Consider the following 15,685-nt stretch of genomic DNA (forward strand, 5'->3'; position numbering starts at 1 on the left):
GCTAGGCGGCGGGCTTGCCGCGGATCGCCAAGACCTGCCTTAAAGATTCTGGTGCAAGCCGACCTTATCCGGAACCCCTGCCGGCATCTGCCCTTCCAGCAGTTGCCCAAAAAGAACAAGGTGCTCGTTCACCATGCGTTCCTCGCCGAATCGTTCTGCCGCAACTTTCCGGCAGGTTGCCCGGCTGAGGCCTGCCGCTTCCTGCACAAAGCCCGCAAGCTGCTCCGTGCGCCCCAGGAATCCGGTCCGGCCATGGTCAATAATTTCGGGTGCTGAACCCACGGCTGTGCCTATCACAGGGGTTCCCGTTGCCAGCGCCTCGATCATGACCAGCCCGAAGGGCTCGGACCACTGGATGGGGTTCAGGAAGGCCAGCGCTTCGCCCATCAGCCTGTACTTCGCTGCGTCATCGACCTCGCCCACGAAGTCCTCGTTGGGCCCCAGCAGGGGTTCGATAACCTCACGGAAGTAGCGCAGCTCCTCCTGCTCGCGCATCTTCACCGCGATCCGCAACGGCATGCCGGCTTCCCGGGCAACCATGATCGCTTCGAACAGGCCTTTGTCCGGGCAGGCCCGTCCCACAAAGCACAGGTACCCGCCTTCCCCAGATCCGATTGGCACGGAGGAAACGTCCATGCCGTGGTGAATCACCCTGGTCACTGGAGCGTGCGGGACATGCGACGTCTGGTCCCGCGAGATGGCGATAACTGCCCCCTTGCGAGCGACCGCCCGGTAAATATCGGCGGACTCAGCAGTCAAGGGCCCATGCATGGTAGTCACCAGGGGAACGCCGTCAGGGCGGTGCATGTACAACGGTCCGGCCATAGTGTGGTCGTGGATGATGTCGACTTCCTGCAGCCCCTCATAAGCCCTGACCACGTGGCTTAGCTCCGAGAGGGTGCAGTTCAACCCGTCTGGTTCAGCAGGCCGCATACCGGGAACCCTGGGCACAGGACACCTGCTATCCGAGGGTGCTGCCAGCAATACCTCATGTCCAGCCGCGACAAACCCGCGCGCCAGGCTGTCCACTACCCTTTCGGTGCCGCCGTATGTCACCGGCGGAACGGGAATCCACGGTCCTGCAACAAGTCCTATCCGCATTCCTGGCCTCACGAAGAATACAGGCCGGGCTCCCCAGTCCGCCAGGCGCAAGCGTCCGCGGGGACTGATGTGCACCGCGGTGTGCACCGGATTCTCCGGTGGTGTTTGCTTAACCTCCATTTCAGACTATTGCGCACGATCAGCGCGGCGGCAAGGCCTACTGTGCGGTATCTAACACCCGGTTTCGGAATCGCCAGCCAGGTTCCGGGGTTACGTTCAGCATGAAGATTGAGATCTGGTCTGACGTCGCGTGCCCCTGGTGCTACATCGGCAAGCGCCGCTTTGAGACGGCCCTTGCCACGTTCGAACACCGCGATGCTGTGGAAGTGACATGGCGCAGCTACCAACTGGATCCCGCCCTGCCCGAGCATTATGACGGGACCGAGCTGGAGTATCTCAGCACCCGCAAGGGCATGGCGCCGCAGCAGGTTTCGCAGATGTTCCAGCATGTCGCCGAGCAGGCCAAGAGTGAGGGCCTGGACTACCGGTTCGATGCGGTGGTGGTGGCGAACAGCTTCACCGCGCACCGCCTGATCCATCTCGCGGCCGCCCACGGCAAGCAGGATGACGCCAAGGAGCGCCTGCTCAGCGACCACTTCGAACACGGCAAGGACATCGGCAGCCGCGAGTACCTGACGTCCCTCGCACTGGACCTCGGCATCGACAGGGACGAGGTGGATGAACTGTTTACCACTGACAAGTACGCCGACGACGTCCGCTTTGACTTCGAGGAAGGACGTTCGTTGGGCATCAACGGTGTGCCGTTCTTCGTGATCGACCGCAAGTTCGGCCTGTCGGGCGCCCAGCCGGCCGAGACGTTCACTGCCGCGCTCAACCAGGCGTGGCAGGCCGCCAATCCCCTGGTGCTGGTCAATTCCACCGACGGGGACGCCTGCGGCCCGGACGGTTGCCAGATCTAACCTGTGCCTTTCCACGGCCAGGGCCGTTTACTGACACTTCGCGGTAAAGTGTCTGTATGCCCAGGATTTCAGCGGCCAGCAACGCCGAGCAGCGCGCGGACACTCAGCGCCGCATCCTCACCGCCTTCGGTGAGCTCCTCTTTTCCCACGGCTTGCCCGGGCTGACCATGACCGATGTGGCCCGGCATGCCGGGGTGGGCCGCACTGCCGTCTACAACTATTACGCGGACATCGAAGAGCTCCTCATCTCCTATGCGCTGGATGAGACCGAGAAGTTCCTGTCCGAGCTTCGCGAGGAACTGGGCCGCCTCGACAACCCGGTGGAGCGGCTGGCACTCTACGTCCGCGCCCAGGTGGTGGACCTCAGCCGCCGCCATCTCCCGCCGGGACCGGCGATGGGGGCCGTGTTGTCGCCGTCGTCATTCGCCAAGCTCGCCCACCACGTGGGCGAGCTGAGCGTCCTCCTGCAGGGCATCCTGCGCGACGGAATGGAGCAGGGCTACCTCCCGGTGGCTGACGTGGGCCAGCAGGCACAGCTGATCCTCGGCACCCTCTCGTCCAGTGCGGCCCGCGGCAGCGACGAGCCTGCGGAACTGGAAGCGCGGGTCGCCCGGACGGTACGTTTCATCCAACTGGGTGCCGGCGCACGGTTCGACGACGCCGGCCGCCCCGTCCGCCTGGCCCCGCTTCCCGCTGTAGCCAGCTAAGCCACCGCTCAGCGGGTCGGCGCCGCGGACGGCATGACCGGCCACAACTCGTCATCGGAGACGCGGCGGCTTTCGCGCGGGCAGCTGAGCTTGCCCGGCGTCTGGTCAACAAGGTCCGGCGGGGCGAGCGCCTTGTAGTCCTGGGCCAGGATCACATCAACGCTGCCGTCGGTCCTGCCGTCCTGGAAGTAGTCCGAGCCCGGCAGGTTGCGCTGGATGCTGAACGCCGCGGACTGGCCGGCCGGGCCGGACACCACCGCGGCAACACCCCGATAGCCCGCCTCGACGTTGGCCACTGCCCCCACTACAAACTTCCGCGCCAGGAATTCATCGGCCACCGACCGCGCCAGCCCGGGCCGGCTGGTGGAGTTATAGACGTTGAGGTTGATTTTGTCGGCCGGCGTGTAGTCAAAGGTGCCCGCCGGGCAGGTGGACACCGACTTCTCGGCAGGCTCCGCGGCGGGAATCTTCAGGCGCCCGTTGATGATGGCGAGCGCGGTGATGATGGCGGCGGCGATCAGTCCGATGAGGAGCACAAGAACCACGCCGTGAAGCACGCGCCGGCGCACCCTGGCGGTGTCGTCGGCGTCGTGCCCTGTTTCAAAGGCGGCCCTCAGTTCCGGGCCCGTAACAACGCGGTGGCCGTGGAGGACGCTCGCGTCCTGCTGCTTCTTCCTAACCATCTATGACCAGCACACGGGCGTGGATCGCCGTGCGCTGGTGCAGGGCGGTCCGGACGGCGCGGTGCAGGCCATCCTCCAGATAGAGGGTTCCCTGATACTGCACCACGTGAGGAAACAGGTCACCAAAAAAGGTGGAATCCTCGGCGAGGAGCGCCTCCAGGTCCAGGGTGCGCTTGGTGGTCACCAGCTCGTCCAGCCGCACCGGACGCGGCGGCAGCGCAGCCCATTCCTTGGGCGTGTTGTAACCATGGTCAGGGTAAGGGCGGCCCTCGCCCACAGCTTTGAATATCACCATGCCACCCTAGGCACCCATCGGGTCCAGCGAAAGTGTCCGGCACCCCCGGGATCAGGTTGTAGCCAAACAGTGACCATGTGTCACACGCGGTGATCTTCCCAGCGCGCGGACGGGACTTTACGGCGCTGCTGACAGAATGGAGCCATGACAGCAACCGAGTCCATTGCCTCCTCCCGCCCGGGCGCCCGCCCGCCCGCCACGCCTCCCCTGGCGCTGCTGCTGGATGTGGACGGACCGGTGGCGAGCCCGGTGACCCGCGACGTGAAACAGGAGATCATCCTTGACCTTGTGGCGTTGGCCACGGCGGGTATTCCTGTCATTTTCAATACCGGCCGCTCGGACGCCTTCATCCGCAGCCAGGTGATGGAGCCGATGATCGAGGCCGGAATTCCGGCGGGCACCATCATCCACGCCATCTGTGAGAAGGGCGCCGTCTGGTTCAGCTACACCGCCGCCGGTCCTGGCCCCATCCATGTGGACCGCGAACTGGCCGTGCCCGCCGCTTACGGCGACGACGTCCGCCGGATGGTCGCTGAGGACTACTCCGCACACATGTTCTTCGACGAGACCAAGCGGGCCATGGTGTCCGTGGAACAGCACATCGAGGTTCCCACCGCCGAATACCTGGCCGAACAAAAACTCTTCGACGCCGACGCCATGGACCTGATGTCCCGCCACGGCCTGGGCGTGGTCCGGCTGGAGCACCACGCCCCCAATTCGGACGACGAAGTGGACTACCGCGTGGATCCCACCATTATTTCCACCGATATTGAGTCGGTGCGGCTGGGCAAGGACCTGGGCGCCAGCCGGGCGGTGGAACTGCTGGCAGCCCAGGGCATCACGCCGCAGGCCTGGCGGACGGTGGGTGACTCCCGCACGGACTACGCCATGGCTGACTGGCTCCACCACAACGACCACGAGGTAAAGCACGTGGATGTCCGCCCGGCCGACGGTGTTCCGGACAAGCCCTACGACGTCCTGACCGCCGCGGACCTTGGGTTGGATTCCTCAGTAATCCACGACGACGCCGGCGGCGCTTTCCTGCGCAGCTGGCGGGAGTCGCTGGGGGCCTGAGCCCCTTCCGCGGCCGGGTGACCCCGGCCGGAAACCTGCCGTTTCCACCTCGCGGCTATCATGCAGGTAGGAAGGCTTACTTACATTGACCAGCTCGGAGAACACCATTACAGAAGCACCGGTACAGGACGAGGTCTACTACGGCAGCCAATCGTCCCTAGAAGAACAGTTTCATGCAGAGGTTACCTCTGCTGCAGCGGAACAGCGGCTCAGGCACCGCCCCGATGTCATCAGGCACAAGGGCCGTTACGCCCTGATCAACTACAACAGGACGCCTTACCAGGCGATGGTTGAGGACCTGTTGTTCCTGCGCAACGTCCTGGTGGCTGCCGACCTTGCCTACCTCCTGGTCCGCGGCAACAACGACCGGCCCGTCCTTGCCCTGGACTGGCAGGACCGGAAGAAGCTCCGGTCCGCCCTGGTGGAGGCCTGCCGGGACGAGCCGTTCTACTCCATGACGGTGGATGCCAAAAAGAAAACCTCCGTCCTGGTGGCCGACGGGGAGCTCTCCTCCAACCGGCAGGCACGCATTTTCCGCCTGTACCGCCCACGCGTTGAACCCGGAGGCGGGTTCGAGTTCGGAGCCTCGGCGGGCGTGCAGATCGAACTTTGGGCCTTCGAAGGCGAGCAGCTGATCCTGCCTATCGAAAACTCCCTCACCCGCCGCACCCTCCTGCGGCAGGATGCCGTGCGCGGCACCGTGGAACGCTACGGCCACACCTGGCCCACCATTGAAAACATGTTCGCCGACCATGCCAGCGACATCAGCTTCGACATCGACCTGGTGTTCTCCTGGGTGGACGGCAGCTCCCCGGAGTACATCGCAGCCCGGCGCTCACAGCAGCAGGGCGTGGTCCTGGGTGAGGGCGACGACCACGAAGCCCGGTTCCGGCAGATCAACGAACTCAAGTACGCGCTCCGGTCCGTCTACATGTTCGCGCCGTGGATCCGCCGCATCTTCATCGCCACGGACTCCCCCGCCCCTGCCTGGCTGGCGGACCATCCTGCGGTCACCATTGTCCGCAGCGAAGAGTTCTTTGCGGATCCTGCCGTGCTGCCCACCCACAATTCCCAGGCGGTGGAGTGCCAACTGCACCACATCGAAGGGCTTTCAGAGCACTTCCTGTATTCGAACGATGACATGTTCTTCGGCCGGGCGGTGGGCCCGGACATGTTCTTCACCCCGGGCGGCATCACCAAGTTCATCGAGGCCGAAACCCGGATCGGGCTGGGCGAGAACGCCGCCGAGCGCAGCGGCTTCGAGAACGCGGCGCGCGTCAACAGGAAACTGCTGTGGAACCGGTTCGGGCGGATCACCACCCGCCACCTGGAGCACACCGCAGCCCCGCTGCGGCGGAGCCTGGTGGAGCAGATGGAGCAGGAATTCCCTGAAGAATTCCGGAAAACGGCCGCGAGCCGGTTCCGTGCGGCGGACAACATTTCCGTCACCAACTCGTTTTACCACTACTACGCGCTGCTCACGGGCCGCGCGGTCACTCAGACGGCCGCCAAGGTCCGTTACGTGGACACCACTATGCGCGCCGGGCTGAACTACCTGCCCAAGCTGCTGGCCAAGCGCAACATGGACTTCTTCTGCCTGAACGACGGCAGCTTCCCCGAAGTCGATGCGGACGAACGGGCCGAGCTGGTCACGGACTTCCTGGAAAAGTACTTCCCCATCAAGGCGCCCTGGGAGAAGTAGGCGGAAAAGGCAAAGTCCGTGCCGCTGGGCGGCACGGACTTTGCTGCACTTCCTGGCGCTGCCGTCCTGGCAGGTCTTCCTACCGGCTTGTGGGCTGGCCGGGCTTCACGCCGGTCCGCCGCTTCACCGTCTCCGGTATGCGGACCCCGGCGGCTGCCAGCCGCCGTGCGGTCTCTTCCGGCGAAACATACTCGCCAACCGTCGTGGAACGTCCCAGCGGGACCACGGAGTGCACGATGGTGTGCTCGTAGACATGCACCAGGTTGAACGCCTGCCCGCCGTCCTGCCCACGGGTACCGCCCACGGGAACGTTCAGGTCCTGCGTGTAGCAGCTGGCCGAGGCGACTGAGACGGGGACTCCGGCAAAGCTCGCTGTGGTGGAATAGTGCAGGTGGCCGGCAAGGATGGTCCGGACATCGGAGTTCCGGACAACCGCTGCAAGGGATGCCTGGTCCCTCAGCTCCACCAGGACCGACAGGTCCAGGACTGAGGGAACCGGCGGGTGGTGGAGGGCCAGGATGGTGCCGTCCGGGGCCGGGGTCTCCAGTTCCTCTGCCAGCCATTCGAGCTGGGAGTCATCAAGTTCGCCGTGGTGGAACCCCGGGACTGACGTGTCCAGGGTGATGACGCGCAGGCCGTTGATGAAGTAGCTGTGGTCCAGCGGGGCGTCGTTTCCGGGCTGGTCCAGGAGGCCCTTCCGCAGGTTCGCCCGGTTGTCATGGTTTCCCATGGCCCAGATGACTTCCGCGCCCAGTTCCTGGCAGGCTGGCTCAACGATGGCCCGGAGCTTCGCGTAGGCTTCCGGATGGCCTTTGTCTGCCAGGTCTCCGGTGAAGATGACGGCTTCGGGCCTTGCACCGGATGCTTTGACCTCGTCGAAGAGCTGGATGAGCCGCTTTTCGCTGTCTACGACGCCGTAGAGGGGATCCGGACCTCCCAACAAGTGGGGATCGCTCAGGTGGAGTAGGAAGTGGCGTGGCCGGGGGTGTTCGGCCTCGATGTGCTCCATTGCTGCCTCTGTGGTCGGGGGGAAGCGGATCTTCCCTTCTACCCTTCAGTAATCTTTATCCAATCAGACATTTGGCAAACTTTGGGTGAATCGCCGAAGCCGATGTGGAAAAAGCTAAAAGAACTGCGCTTTCCTGGAATTAATTCGGCAAGGCGCAGTCTCAGCCCAGGGCACCTTCGATGGCGTCGATGACTTCCGCCGAGTCCGGCTCAACTGTTGGTGCGAAGCGGGCCACCACTTCGCCGTCCCGGTTGACCAGGAACTTCTCGAAGTTCCACTTCACGAGTCCGGGCAGCAGCCCCGTCTTGAATTTAGTCAGCTCAGTGTAGAGCGGGTGCTGGTCCTTGCCGCGAACGTCGGCCTTGACCGTCAGGGGGAAGCTCACACCATAGTTCCGCTCGCAGAACTCAGCGATTTCACTGTCGCTGCCCGGCTCCTGGCCGGCGAACTGGTTGCACGGGACCCCCAGGATTTCGAAACCGCGGTCGCGGAACTTTTCGTACAGCGCCTCGAGCCCGGAGTACTGGGGCGTCAGGCCGCAGTTGGAGGCGACGTTGACCACCATCACCACTTTGTCTTTAAACCTGCCGAAATCAGTCTCGGTTCCGTCATTCAGGGTCAGCGGGATCGGGTACAGGGATGTCACAGGCTGGGTCCTCAGGAAGTTGTTCATCAGGGGAAATTCGTTGCCGATCCGCCAGTGTACTGGTGGGGTCTGGATGTTTCCTGGGCAGGTTTCCCGGGGCCGTTTCCCCGGGCAGCAGACAGGCTGCCCCGATGGAGGGGCCTGCCGGCGCCGTGCCGGCCGTGGACGTTGATTCAGTCGCCGTCGGGGACGGAGCGGCCGACGGCGGACCAACAGTGGCGGGGTCAGGTCCAGCAGGCGTCGGTGTGAGTGCAAGGATCGGGGTCTGGGTCGGCGTCGGAGTCAGTGCCGGGATCGGGGTCTGGGTCGGCGTCGGAGTCAGTGCCGGGGGCGGGGTCTGGGTCGGCGTCGGAGCCAGTGCCGGGGTCGGGGTCTGGGTCGGCGTCGGAGTCAGTGCCGGGATCGGGGTCTGCGTAATTGTCGGTGTGGGCGTCAGAGTAGCGGCCTGGTTAGGCGATGGCGTCATTGTTGGCGTCGCCGTCGGGGACGGATCATCCGGCGGGGCAGTCGTCTGAGTCGGTGACGGCGTCGCCGTCGGCGACGGATCACCCGGCGAGGCAGCCGTCTGAGTCGGTGACGCCGTCGCCGTCGGGGAAGGATCACCCGGCGAGGCAGCCACCTGAGTCGGTGACGCCGTCGCGGACGGATCACCCGGCGAGGCAGCCGTCTGAGTCGGTGACGCCGTCGCGGACGGAACACCCGGCGAAGCAGCCGCCTGAGTCGGTGGCGCCGTCGGGGACGGAACACCCGGCGAAGCAGCCGCCTGAGTCGGTGACGCCGTCGGGGACGGATCACCCGGCGAGGCAGCCGCCTGAGTCGGTGACGCCGTCGGGGACGGATCACCCGGCGAGGCAGCCGCCTGAGTCGGTGACGCCGTCGGGGACGGATCACCCGGCGAGGCAGCCGCCTGAGTCGGTGACGCCGTCGGGGACGGATCACCCGGCGGGGCCGATGATGGCTGGGTACTCGGGGCAGCCACCTGCGCCGCAGACGGTGGGGAGGCCGGCGCCGCAGCCGCTGCTGCAGCACCTTGACCGTCATGATCGTCCGGACCAAAGCTGACGGGTATGATCCACTGCAGCCAGCCCAGTGGGGAACCACTGCCGGGTGCGTAGCTGCGCAACTCTTCGGCCCTGTCGTCTGCCAGGGGATGCACCGGCAGCAGTCCCCACGTCAGCGGACTGACATGGCGTCCGTTAAGGATGGTCTCGAAATGCAGGTGGCAACCTGTAGACCATCCGGTGGTACCCACCTCGGCGATGAACTGTCCAACATTGATCCTGTCGCCCGTGCGCACGGCAATGGCTTCGAGGTGGTTGTAGGTGGTGATCAGCCCGTTGCCGTGGTCGATCTCCACCCTGTTGCCCCCACCCCAAGGGTGCCAGCCGGCGGCCCGCACCACGCCAGAGTCAGCGGCGTAGACCTTTGTTCCGCATGGTGCGGCGTAATCCTGGCCGAGGTGGAAGTCGTTGGCGGCTCCGGACAGGGGGCTTACCCGGAAACCGAAGGGTGAGCTGGGGTTGAGCAGTTCAAGTGGCGCCCGCAGGAAGCCGGCCGGCGGCCTGCCCAGTCCAGCGGCCCCAACCGACACGGGCAGCGGCTTGTCCCCGGCATAGCTGCCCAGCACCGGACGGGGAAAGGGAACCAGAGCCTGGGGATCGGTGACGATTGTGGCTGGCAAAGTACTGGGGCCAACAGTGCCGGACGGCGCATCGCCCTGGCGACCGGATAACGCAGGAGCCACGTCGGGGCTGGCAGATAAGGCAGTCCCGCCGCCCGGGCCCGCCGCCGCTGTCCGCTCCTGGACGCCTCCCGCGAGATTCAAGGACCAGACGGAGAGAGCCAGGGCACCTGAAGCCGCGAAGGCACGCACAAGGGAGCCATACGGACGGCGCGGCAGTGTGTGGCTATCTGGTCTCCGATGTTGCCCCAAAAGACTGACTCCAGAACATAAATCAACCGCCCGTGTCATGACGGTATTTCCCATGGGACCATACCGCCGGAAGCCTGTGAAGCCCATAGTGCGGGTTTGCCCAGATAATTGATCAAACCTTGCGGTTCATGCCTCCCCTGGCCCCCTCGGTCTTCCCATGGGCAACAATTGGATATGCGCAGCTTCCTCCGGAAATGGCAGGACGAACTCAAGAAGACGTTTACCGGCCGGGCCGATGCGGTCCCGGACTGGGTATCGAGACTCGCCGAGGGCGATGATCCCGGGTACCACCTCCCGGGCTCGGCAGTGTGGGCAGTGCACGGTTCCATGTCCCCCATCGTCGCCGGAATCAGAACCCTGCTGATGCAATCCCTCCACCCGGGCGCCCTCGCAGGTGTGCACGAGCACTCCAACTTCCGTGAGGATCCCCTCGCCCGCCTGGCAGCGACCATCCGCTGGATCTTCACCGTGACGTACGGGTCCAAGAGTGCCGCGGAGGAAGCGTCACGCCGCGTGCAGCACCTTCACGAGCAGGTGCATGGCAGGTTCGTGGACAACCAGGGGGCGGAGCGCTCCTATAGTGCGAACGATCCTGAGCTGGCAGCTTGGATCCACATTGCCTTCACGGATGCGTTCCTCACGGCCCACAAATTATGGGGCGGTCCCATCCCCGGCGGCCCGGATGCCTACGTCCGCGAATGGGCGCAGGCCGGGAGGCTGATGGGCGTTGAGGATCCGCCGCTGAGCGAAGCGGACATGCGCGCGCAACTGGACCGGTGGTACCGGAACGGCGAGCTGCGCGTGGACCACAGGGTGGCCGAGACGGTGGAATTTATCCGGAACGCCCCGCTGAATCCCATGCTTCGGCCCGGATACCGCATCCTGTTTGCCGGAGCGGTCTACAGCCTCGAGCCCCGATACCGCCAGATGCTCGGCCTGTCCGTGCCACGGCTGGGCCCTTTCCCATTGCCGGTGAGGTTGGCCACCAAGGTGGTGCTCGGCGTCGTCCGGCTTGCCCTTGGCCGGCCTGGACCCAGCGAACTTGCAGCCAGGGAACGGCTTCGCCGGCTGGGCTACACGGAGAAGGCTCAGACGGCCGGATAGGCGCGGGAAAAGCGAAAGAACCCGGTCCCGCCAACGCGGGACCGGGTTCCAACCGGCGGAGAATGGGGGATTTGAACCCCCGAGGGCGTTAACCCAACACGCGTTCCAGGCGTGCGCCATAGGCCGCTAGGCGAATTCTCCAACTGCTTCTGAATCAAAAGCAGGTACTAGACTACCTGAACTTTTCCGCATCGCCCAATTGGCGCTCCCGCGCCGGGTTTGGGCGGCTTCCCGGATGCTCCCCGGGAGGTGGCTGCCAGGGCCTTAACCCAGAAATGGACGCCCCCAACGCGCCCATTCCAACGGAACCCCGTTGAGCTGCCAGGTCCGGCTCCGTTCAGCCAGGCCTCGCAGCTCACAATCTTGAGATTGCCCCAATCGGTGTACATACCCATGATCGTGGCTGACGCGCGGATAAGCAATGAATTGCCGAGCCTTTGCAGGGATTGATGGGGAACCATGGAGGCATGAGCGAACTGCACGCCCTGGTGTTTTATGTTCCAGCCACGCATACACAGCGGGTCCTGAAGGCAATTGGCGATGCGGGAGCGGGCCGGATCGGAAACTACTCGCACTGCTCCTTCACCTCCCGGGGAACAGGCCGCTTCACTCCACAGGACGGCGCCAATCCCTACCAGGGGCGGGTGGGCATGCCGGAAGAAGTGGCAGAGGACCGGGTTGAATGCATGGTGGAACGGCCGCTGCTTGAAGCCGTGGTCGCAGCGTTGCGGGCCGCGCACCCGTACGAGGAACCTGCCTTGATGAGTTGGAAGGTTGCGGGCTGGCCCTCCCCGGGGGCCGATTCGAGTCGTGCCTGAACTTCGGGTAAAGTAACTGGCGGCCCCTCATGTGGCGTCATCCTGTTGAACTCCCCCAGGACCGGAAGGTAGCAAGGGTAAATGGGCTCTGGCGGGTGCATGGGGGGTCTTTACTATTCCCCCACAGGGCGGCAGACTGTCAGCCCGGATTGGTAGGGTTTTCTCTGTGACAGTTACTACCGCCCTGTACCGCAGATACCGTCCAGATTCGTTCGCTGACGTTATCGGGCAGGAGCATGTCACCGAGCCGCTGATGACGGCTTTGCGGAAAAACCGCGTCAACCATGCTTACCTGTTTTCCGGCCCCAGGGGCTGCGGAAAAACCACTTCGGCGCGCATCCTGGCGCGCTGCCTGAACTGCGCCAAGGGCCCCACGGACACCCCTTGCGGCACCTGCCCCAGCTGCATTGAGCTTGCCCGCGGCGGGTCCGGATCACTGGACGTGATCGAGATCGACGCCGCCAGCCATGGCGGTGTGGACGACGCCCGGGACCTGCGCGAACGGGCCACATACGCTCCCGTGCGGGACCGCTACAAGATCTTCATCATCGACGAAGCGCACATGGTCACGTCCGCAGGCTTCAACGCGCTGCTGAAGATCGTCGAAGAGCCGCCGGAACACATCAAGTTCATCTTCGCCACCACGGAACCGGACAAGGTCATCGGCACCATCCGCTCCCGGACACACCACTATCCCTTCCGGCTGGTGCCGCCCGAGCCCCTCATGGCTTACCTGGAACTGCTGTGCAACCAGGAGAACGTCCCGGTGGCGCCCGGAGTCCTGTCGCTGGTGGTCCGTGCCGGCGGCGGTTCCGTCCGTGATTCCCTTTCCGTCCTGGACCAGCTGATGGCTGGCGCCGGGCCCAACGGCCTGGACTACGAGTTGGCCGTTGCGCTCCTTGGCTACACCCATGCCTCGCTGCTGGATGACGTGGTGGAAGCTGTTGCCGCCTCAGACGCAGCCACCGTTTTCCGCGCCGTGGACAGGGTCATCCAGACCGGCCATGATCCCCGCCGGTTTGTCGAGGACCTGCTGGAACGCTTCCGCGACCTCATCATCGTCCAGGCCATGCCTGAAAGCGCGCAGACCATCCTGCGCGGCATGCCTGCCGACCAGATCGCGCGCCTGAAGAACCAGGCCCACAACCTTGGCGCCGCCGAGTTGTCCCGCGCCGCAGACGTCACCAACACGGCCCTGACCGAAATGACCGGCGCCACCTCGCCCCGGCTGCACCTGGAGCTTCTGTGCGCCCGGATCCTGCTGCCCAGTTCCGAGCAGAACGAGCGCGGCATGGCGGCGCGGATTGACCGCGTGGAACGCCGGCTTAATTACGCCGGAAACGACGTCGGTGCTCCCGCCGCCGTCTCCTCGCCGCACCCGCCTGCACCCGCGGGCGACGCCGCACCTGTTGGGACGGCCGCACCTGTTGCGGGGGCCGCACCTGGCCCCGAATCTGTCCCAGGCGCCGCGCGGCCGGAGACGGCACGAGTGGTATCCGCGAGCCCAGCGGCGGCCGTACCGGACCCGGCACAAACCGGACCGGCGGGCATCCCGGCTGCCATTGCCGAACCGGCTGCTGCAACTTCTCCCCGGCGACAGCCTCCTCTGCAGGCACCGGTTCCGGACGCCACGCCTGCTGCCGGTGTTGCTCCAACCGGCGCTGGAACCCGCCCGCCCCTGACTGCGCCGCGCGTGAGCACCAGTGATTGGCCGGTCGAACCACCCGCCGGCACTCGTCCCGCCGCCCCTGGCGCGCGGCCTGACACAGGGGCAGCCGCCAGCGCGGAACCCCACAGCGCAGTTGCGGGCACCGCAACTCCTGCAGCCTCCCAACCCAGCGCGGCACCTGCAACCGCCACCACGCAAGCTGCGGCTCCGGGCTCCCGGAACACACCGGACACTCGGCCCGAGCCCTCCGCCACTGCTCCCGTTGCCCCCGCTCCCGCTGCCTCCACGTCCGGGGGTCCCGCGGCCGCCATGGGTGATGTGGAAGTACTGCGCCGTGCCTGGCCGGACGTCCTGCAGACGTTGGCGAAGATCAAGCGCAGCACCTGGGCACTCGTTGAGCCGAACGCCCAAGTCAGCGCCTTCGACGGGCAAACCCTCACTCTTTCGTTCAGCACGTCCGGACTCGCGGGCGCCTTTGGCCGGGCAGACCATTCGGAAAACCTGCGGCAGGCGATTCACAAGACCGTGGGCATCGACTGCCAGATCACGGCAGTCTCCGGCGGCGGCCGGGCGAGCTCTGAACCAAACCCAAAAGCACCCGCTAGCCGGCCTGCCCCGGCAACGTCAGCCGATGTTGCCTGGGGACTGGCGCCCGCAACGGCGTCTCCGGCGGCGGAAGCACCAGCAACACCGCCCGCTGCAACGGGTACAAGCCGAGCGGGTACAAGCCAGGGACCCCCTCCAGGGACCACTGCGCCCGAAGGTGGCACCTCCGCCGCCCGCACTAACGCTCCCGCGCCAGGACGGCCTGAAGGAAATCTCCCCCAGAGGGAAAGCGGCCAGTCCTCGCCCGTTGCGGGTGAACTCCCAGCCCGGACCCCAGCAGCTAACCGCCCTTCCCAGGCCCAACCGGCTGCCGGACCGTCCGCAGGCGCTTCCCCCCAGGCGTCACCGGCCCAGCCGGCCGGGGCGCCCCCTGCGAACCCCTCGGCTCACAATCCATCGGCCCCTGCTCCTGAGGCCCAGGCCGACTACAGCACAGCCGGTGACTACTCATACTCTGACGATGACTGGGGTCCGCCCCGGGACGAAGACGCTCCCCCGCTGGATGAAGAGCCTCCCTTGGACTGGAGCCCCTCGGCACACCCGCCGCCACTCCCAGCCGGGGCTGGCGGCACCGGGCAGCACAGCGCCGGAGACTCCGGAACTGCCCGCCCCACTGGCGCCTCTGCCGTTGGAAATCCGGGCATCACCAAGCCCGAACCCCAGGCAATTAGCGGAGCCCAGGCACGCGGTGGAACCGTAGCTGCACAGCCCGCCGCCAGGGATGCACCGCACGATCCCTGGACCCGCGCGGTGGAACAGGCACCAGGTGTCTGGGTGGTCGGCGAGGAAAGCAACATTGGCAGACCGGCAGCTGCCGGCATCCCGGAAACGGAAACTCCTGCCTCCACCCCGCCCCACCACTACGAACCAGCCGCTGCGCAAGTTCCCCCGTCCATACCGGTCACCAGTACGACCTCCGCGGTGGATGCCGAGTGGGGCCTGGCAACAACTGCCTCTTCCACGAGTGAAGAGGCCGGCCAGGGCAGCGGATCCTTCGGATCAGCGCCGGAACGGGCTCGAGAGTTCGCCATGGCGTCAGCCGCTCCCGTGGCAGCGCCAGCTGCTACAGCGCGGCCAGCCCCCGCTGCCGCACCGGCACCGGCTGCTCCCGTGGCGTCGCCTGCCCCGCCTGCCCCTGCTCAGGCGGCCCCGGCCCCCGCCGGCACGCGGCAGAGCCTTTACCAGCGTTTGTCCAACAGCCCTGAGGCAGAGGCAGGCCGGGCAAAAGCCCCTGCCCGGGCCGTCCCGGCCGCGGCCACTTTTGTCCAGGACATCCCGAGCCCGGACGATGAGACTATTGAGGCATCCGGCGTCTTCGGCCGTGCTGCGGTGGAACGTATCCTTGGCGGGAAGCTGATCGAAGAACGCTCCCTCGACGGCAGCCCCGTGCCGCCCCGCTACTGATCCAACCACTATCC

13 protein-coding genes, 1 tRNA gene, 1 other RNA gene and 1 pseudogene are annotated in these 15,685 nt (G+C 65.8%); 9 read left to right on the forward strand and 7 right to left on the reverse strand.

The annotated features are described in order from the left end of the window. Window positions 1-39 precede the first annotated feature (39 nt). A complete protein-coding gene (locus QF038_RS17590) occupies window positions 40-1,101 on the reverse strand; it encodes a glycosyltransferase family 4 protein (RefSeq protein ID WP_307611753.1) in 1,062 nt (353 codons plus the stop codon). Window positions 1,102-1,322: 221 nt separating this feature from the next. Here QF038_RS17590 and QF038_RS17595 point away from each other — a divergent pair, with 221 nt between their 5' ends. Further along, the gene (locus QF038_RS17595; protein ID WP_307611755.1) at window positions 1,323-2,021 is read left to right on the forward strand and encodes a DsbA family oxidoreductase; all 699 of its coding nucleotides are present in this window, start codon (window positions 1,323-1,325) and stop codon (window positions 2,019-2,021) included. Between the two features lie 56 nt (window positions 2,022-2,077). After that, window positions 2,078-2,728, forward strand: a complete 651-nt coding sequence (locus QF038_RS17600; protein WP_307611757.1) for a TetR/AcrR family transcriptional regulator — start codon at window positions 2,078-2,080, stop codon at window positions 2,726-2,728. A gap of 8 nt (window positions 2,729-2,736) precedes the next feature. Here the strand turns inward: QF038_RS17600 and QF038_RS17605 are convergent, their stop codons facing one another. Further along, window positions 2,737-3,411, reverse strand: coding sequence for a LytR C-terminal domain-containing protein (locus tag QF038_RS17605; RefSeq protein WP_307611760.1), 675 nt, complete (start codon window positions 3,409-3,411; stop codon window positions 2,737-2,739). Further along, on the reverse strand, window positions 3,404-3,703 hold the full coding sequence (locus QF038_RS17610) for a type II toxin-antitoxin system VapB family antitoxin (RefSeq protein WP_170850843.1): 300 nt from the start codon (window positions 3,701-3,703) through the stop codon (window positions 3,404-3,406). The genes QF038_RS17605 and QF038_RS17610 overlap by 8 nt, the downstream gene beginning before the upstream one ends. Before the next feature lie 147 nt (window positions 3,704-3,850). Here QF038_RS17610 and QF038_RS17615 point away from each other — a divergent pair, with 147 nt between their 5' ends. After that, on the forward strand, window positions 3,851-4,780 hold the full coding sequence (locus QF038_RS17615) for a hypothetical protein (protein WP_307611762.1): 930 nt from the start codon (window positions 3,851-3,853) through the stop codon (window positions 4,778-4,780). A gap of 286 nt (window positions 4,781-5,066) precedes the next feature. Beyond that, window positions 5,067-6,482 (forward strand): stealth family protein, encoded by a 1,416-nt coding sequence (locus tag QF038_RS17620; protein ID WP_373461655.1) that lies wholly within the window; start codon window positions 5,067-5,069, stop codon window positions 6,480-6,482. Between the two features lie 79 nt (window positions 6,483-6,561). On the opposite strand, the gene QF038_RS17625 is transcribed toward QF038_RS17620, so the two are convergent. Both QF038_RS17625 and QF038_RS17630 read right to left on the reverse strand, forming a co-directional pair. Further along, window positions 6,562-7,491 (reverse strand): phosphodiesterase, encoded by a 930-nt coding sequence (locus tag QF038_RS17625; RefSeq protein ID WP_307611766.1) that lies wholly within the window; start codon window positions 7,489-7,491, stop codon window positions 6,562-6,564. A gap of 160 nt (window positions 7,492-7,651) precedes the next feature. Further along, window positions 7,652-8,164 carry a glutathione peroxidase gene (locus tag QF038_RS17630; protein ID WP_307611768.1) on the reverse strand — a complete coding sequence of 171 codons (513 nt, stop codon included), beginning with the start codon at window positions 8,162-8,164 and terminating at the stop codon, window positions 7,652-7,654. A gap of 104 nt (window positions 8,165-8,268) precedes the next feature. Between QF038_RS17630 and QF038_RS17635 the strand changes: the two genes are divergently transcribed. Then, window positions 8,269-8,652, forward strand: coding sequence for a hypothetical protein (locus QF038_RS17635; RefSeq protein WP_307613559.1), 384 nt, complete (start codon window positions 8,269-8,271; stop codon window positions 8,650-8,652). Between the two features lie 722 nt (window positions 8,653-9,374). Here QF038_RS17635 and QF038_RS17640 read toward each other — a convergent pair. Next, a pseudogene (locus tag QF038_RS17640) lies at window positions 9,375-10,157 on the reverse strand (M23 family metallopeptidase); the annotation flags it as partial. An 87-nt stretch (window positions 10,158-10,244) separates the two neighbouring features. Here QF038_RS17640 and QF038_RS17645 point away from each other — a divergent pair. Then, the gene (locus QF038_RS17645) at window positions 10,245-11,174 is read left to right on the forward strand and encodes an oxygenase MpaB family protein (RefSeq protein ID WP_307611771.1); all 930 of its coding nucleotides are present in this window, start codon (window positions 10,245-10,247) and stop codon (window positions 11,172-11,174) included. A 56-nt stretch (window positions 11,175-11,230) separates the two neighbouring features. Here the strand turns inward: QF038_RS17645 and QF038_RS17650 are convergent. Beyond that, a tRNA-Ser gene (locus tag QF038_RS17650) sits at window positions 11,231-11,315 on the reverse strand. Between the two features lie 326 nt (window positions 11,316-11,641). Here QF038_RS17650 and QF038_RS17655 point away from each other — a divergent pair. The 3 genes from QF038_RS17655 to QF038_RS17665 all read left to right on the forward strand — a co-directional run bounded on the left by QF038_RS17655 (window position 11,642) and on the right by QF038_RS17665 (window position 15,671). After that, window positions 11,642-11,992, forward strand: coding sequence for a hypothetical protein (locus tag QF038_RS17655; RefSeq protein WP_307611773.1), 351 nt, complete (start codon window positions 11,642-11,644; stop codon window positions 11,990-11,992). Between the two features lie 18 nt (window positions 11,993-12,010). Next, window positions 12,011-12,107: signal recognition particle sRNA small type (gene ffs / locus QF038_RS17660), an RNA gene on the forward strand. A 51-nt stretch (window positions 12,108-12,158) separates the two neighbouring features. Beyond that, on the forward strand, window positions 12,159-15,671 hold the full coding sequence (locus QF038_RS17665; RefSeq protein WP_307611775.1) for a DNA polymerase III subunit gamma and tau: 3,513 nt from the start codon (window positions 12,159-12,161) through the stop codon (window positions 15,669-15,671). Window positions 15,672-15,685: the final 14 nt, after the last annotated feature.

Origin of the sequence: Pseudarthrobacter sp. W1I19, assembly GCF_030817835.1 — a bacterium.
Classification (GTDB): Bacteria; Actinomycetota; Actinomycetes; order Actinomycetales; family Micrococcaceae; genus Arthrobacter.